Source organism: Streptococcus sp. HMSC061E03 (assembly GCF_001813505.1).
GTDB lineage: Bacteria > Bacillota > Bacilli > Lactobacillales > Streptococcaceae > Streptococcus.
In genome coordinates, this window is record NZ_KV812797.1 from 233,192 (window position 1) to 237,613 (window position 4,422).

The 4,422-nt window shown below is 46.9% G+C and carries 3 protein-coding genes; 1 reads left to right on the forward strand and 2 read right to left on the reverse strand.

Annotation, left to right across the window (positions count from 1 at the left end; all coding sequences use genetic code 11):
- Nucleotides 1–79: 79 nt before the first annotated feature.
- On the reverse strand, nucleotides 80–2,314 hold the full coding sequence (pbp2a, locus tag HMPREF2917_RS08805; protein ID WP_070590283.1) for a penicillin-binding protein PBP2A: 2,235 nt from the start codon (nucleotides 2,312–2,314) through the stop codon (nucleotides 80–82).
- 103 nt (nucleotides 2,315–2,417) lie between these two features.
- Here pbp2a and HMPREF2917_RS08810 point away from each other — a divergent pair, with 103 nt between their 5' ends.
- Nucleotides 2,418–3,281 (forward strand): RluA family pseudouridine synthase, encoded by an 864-nt coding sequence (locus HMPREF2917_RS08810; RefSeq protein WP_070590286.1) that lies wholly within the window; start codon nucleotides 2,418–2,420, stop codon nucleotides 3,279–3,281.
- A gap of 331 nt (nucleotides 3,282–3,612) precedes the next feature.
- On the opposite strand, the gene HMPREF2917_RS08815 is transcribed toward HMPREF2917_RS08810, so the two are convergent.
- The coding region (locus HMPREF2917_RS08815) for a GBS Bsp-like repeat-containing protein (RefSeq protein ID WP_141751546.1) at nucleotides 3,613–4,422 on the reverse strand (810 nt) is incomplete at its 5' end.

The window sequence follows — 4,422 nt, forward strand, 5'->3', positions numbered from 1 at the left end:
CCTAAGGAAAGTTTCTAAGAAGACTTTGTCTTCAATCTGCAAAAAACGATTCAGAAATCCTTCTGAATCGTTTTTTTGATTAGAAACCAAGCCAGCCTTTAAAGGTATCCCAAGCGTTTTTCGCTTTTCCTGGGATATCAGCCTCGTCGATTGCTTTTTTCGCATCATCGACCATATTCGACGCCTTTTCTTTGACATCCTCAAAGAAACCTTTGTCTTCTTTGCTATCTGTTTCTGTCGTTTCTTCTCCGACTGGCGCAATGCCGTTTTCAGCATAAGAGTTCTTCACCGAGTCAAACTGGGTACCGTCTGTATAAGGCAGAACACTGTTGGCAACATTGCGGAAGATCTCGGATGCCGTTCCAGCACTACTGTCCGTCAGGTAGTGATTTTCATCGGTCGTTGGGAAACCAAGCCATTGACTGATGACTACATCTGGCGTGTAGCCGATCACCCATTGGTCTCCAGAGAGGTCCTTGTTAAAGCTGGTCTCTGTCGTACCGGTTTTCCCTGCCATGGTATAGCCATAAGGCGCAGCGTTAACCCCTGTACCATTACTGAAGGTACCAAGCATCATATTGGTCATCTTATCTGTCGTTGAACCACTAAGCACTCGGGTTGATTTCTGGCTGTGGCTCTTGACCACTTGGCCACTTGCATTTTCGATCTTGGTAATGAGGTGAGCATCATTCATGACCCCGCCGTTAGCAAAGGTGCCATAGGCCTGGGCCATCTGCATCGGATTGGTTGTCACACCAGCTCCCAAGGCAACGGCAAGCGACTTGTCCACCTTGTCCATGTTGAGTCCGAATTTTTTCCCGTACTCAAAGACCGTATCGAGACCCAAATCATTAGCGGTCGCTACGGCTGGAAGGTTAAGGGATTCTGCCAAGGCCTGGTACATTGGTACCGTTGGGCTCGACTGGATTCCCGCGTAGTTATTGACCTCATAGCTTCCATATTGGGTGGTACTATTGTCCAATTCCTTATTGGTCGACCAACCTGCCGCAACAGCTGGGCTATAGACAACCAAAGGTTTGATGGTTGATCCTGGACTTCGAGCAGCCTGGGTAGCGTAGTTGTAGGTACGGAAACCTGGATTTTGATCGCTTCCGACACGCCCTACGAGAGCCCGAACCCCTCCGGTCTTAGGATCGAGGGCAACACTACCAGATTCCGCGCGCGTGCCGTCTTCCGCTACTGGGAAGAGGGCCGTATTGTCATAGATCACCTGCATACTTGCTTGGTAATTCTGATCCAGCTCGGTGTAGATCCGGTAGCCATTTTTGACAATGTCTTCTTCGGTCAGGCCGTATTCATTGACCGCTTCATTGATGACCGCATCAAAATAGGATGGGTAGCGATAGTCCTCTGACTTGCCTTCATAGGCATCGACCAGCTGACCATGGATATCCACAGCCGCCGACTGATCAGCCGTTTTCTGGTCAATATAGCCAGCCGCCACCATATTTTGGAGGACCGTATTGCGACGATTGGTCGCATTTTCTACTGAGTAGAGCGGGTTATAGATTTCCGGTCCCTTGAGCATACCTGCGAGAACCGCAGACTGATCCAGGCTTAATTGACTGGCTGAAACCCCAAAATACTTCTTGGAAGCATCCTCAATTCCCCAAACCCCATTTCCAAAATAGGCATTGTTGAGGTACATGGTGAGGATTTCTTTTTTACTGTATTTCTTATTGATTTCAAGCGCCAGGAAGAATTCTTTAGCCTTACGCTCCACCGTCTGGTCCTGAGACAGGTAAGCATTCTTGGCTAGCTGCTGGGTGATGGTCGACCCACCACCTGAGCGACCCAGGGTCAAAATCGCTAAGAAGAAGCGACCATAGTTGATCCCGCTATTCTTGTAAAAGCTCCGGTCCTCTGTTGCGACCACGGCATTTTGCAGATTCTCACTAATGGCATCGAGTTCGACATAGGTTCCTTTTTGCCCGGTCAAACTTCCCGCCTGGTCCCCATTCTTATCATAGATAATGGTGGTCGCCTTCAGTGCATTCTGCAAATCCTTGACGTTGGTCGTCTTTGCGAGGTAGAAGAGATAGCCCCCTGTCAAGAGGCTAAAGCCTAGCCCAATGATCAGGAGAATCTTGGTCAAATGGAATCTGCGCCAAAAACGACGGAAGGGATGCTGAGAGAGAGGCTTGCTTCTGTGCTTGCCTGAGCGACTATAGGTCGGCTCTACTGTCTCTTCCGGTAGTTCCGTGTCTGGCACTTCTTCTGCCACCGCTTTGGGCGGATGATCCTTTCTAAAAAAAGTGATCAGGTTTTCAAATAATTCTTTTATTCTATTCATACCTGTTATTGTAACACCTTATCCTTGTCCTAGCAAGAAAAGATAGCTCATCCCTTTCTCTCATTTAGTTTTCTTTAAGCTTAGATTTTGCTACAATAGGGTCATGAACTATCAATTTACCATTCCACAATCCTTTCCCCAGATGACTGTGAAAGAGTTGCTTGAGGACTACTTCCTCATTCCCCGTAAGATCCGGCATTTTTTACGAACCAAGAAGCACGTCTTGGTCAATGGCGAGACCATCAACTGGCAGAGCCCCGTTCAAAAAGGAGACCAGATCCAGCTGATCTTTGACGCGGACGATTACCCTGAAAAAGAGCTCCCAGCCGGAGACCCGAGTCTGGTCGAAGAACTCTATCAGGATGAGCATGTCATCATCGTCAATAAGCCCGAAGGTATGAAAACCCATGCCAATGAGCCGACAGAAATTGCTCTTCTCAACCATGTTTCCAGCTATGTTGGATCTACCTGCTACGTCGTGCACCGCTTAGACAAGGAAACCAGCGGAGCAATTTTATTTGCTAAAAACCCTTTTATCCTGCCCATTCTCAACCGCATTTTGGAAGATAAAAACATCCAACGCGAGTACTGGGCCTTGATCCAAGGCAGCTTAGCACAAAAGACCATCGTCTACAAGGATAAAATCGGACGCGATCGCCACGATCGGCGCAAGCGCCTGGTCGATCCACGTAAAGGACAGTATGCAGAAACTCAGGTGACACAACTGAAAAAAATCGGGCGCAACAGCCTGGTTAAATGCCAGCTCAAGACGGGGCGCACCCATCAGATCCGGGTGCATCTCTCCCATCATGGGCACCCGATTGTTGGGGATCCTCTCTATAACCCTGCACGCGGAGAGCGACTCATGCTCCATGCTCACCGCTTGACCTTCACCAATCCATTAACCCTTGAAACCATACAAGTTGAGGCGCCTTCCAAGAGTTTTGAAGAAGGGTTGAGAAAATGAGAAAAGAACCGAAATAGTCTTCTTAAAGACTTTCCTTAAGTGAGTACGGACGTCAGCGAACTTCAAAGAAGTTCCATGACTTAGTTTTGAGCCCCTTCGCTCTTTAATTTCTAGGCTCAGGCTAAAACAGTTTCCCAAACTGTTTTACTCTCAAAACTCCTGAGTGCTTGAAATTCTAATATTTCAAGCACTTTTCTCACTGCGTAAAGTCTCCAGTCATAATCGAATAATTAAAAAGATAAAAATTATTTAAAACAATTGACAGAATCTCTCATTTTATTTTAAAAAATTTATCTGCATTCAAAAAAGAAGCCACCGGGCTTCTTTTTTATTATTGATAGCGAGGAGTTGCAAATCCACGGATATTACCATGACCGATTCGATACGTATTGCGACGGACTTGGTTGTTGGAGTTTCCTTCAATGGTATGAATAATCCCATTTGAGACGCTCTCAACAATTCCGATGTGATCCGCAAATCCATTATTTTGCTGGCTATTTTGATCCCAGTTAAAGGTGATGATGTCCCCTGCTTTTGGTGTAGTGGTCCCATCTTCATTCCAAATGCCCAAACGTTTGAAGATCTGAATGTGACGTTCGACTCCACATTCACGGCCAATCAAACCACTCAAGCCCTCACGCTGGAAGACTGTTGTGACAAAGATATCACACCAATCATCGGTCGTCTTCACTGCATAACCTACAGGAAGTGGTTTGACACTGTTGTAATCATTGACCAATTGATGGTGAGCTGCAGTTCCGCCACGAACACCAACTAAACTAGCTGCTGCCCGTAAGACACGGTCCCGTTGCCCATTCGTTACACGAGGATTAAAAGCAGTTTGAGCTACTGTCGCACGAGGATGAAGTGCTGTTTGACCAAGGTTAAAGCCTTCAACGCCACCATCGACATAGTCCACATAGACGTGAGTAGTGTAATTTCCTTTCTGGTACTGGTGATTTGCTGCAGAGACCTGCACTTCTGTATGCATTCCAGAAGGTACTGTTGAATACCAGAAGAGATTTTCCTGATGAGCTTGAGACCAGGCTGCGACACGGATGTTCTTAATCCGACGTCCCTGAGGCGCTTGATCCACCGTTACTGTATAAGTTCCAGCACCAGAATTGACATTCTTGATAGA

What these genes read in the sequence shown, in the direction of transcription:
- pbp2a (WP_070590283.1), bottom strand. Translation starts at nt 2,314, where the DNA reads ATGAATAGAATAAAAGAATTATTTGAAAACCTGATCACTTTTTTTAGA.
- HMPREF2917_RS08810 (WP_070590286.1), top strand. Translation starts at nt 2,418, where the DNA reads ATGAACTATCAATTTACCATTCCACAATCCTTTCCCCAGATGACTGTG.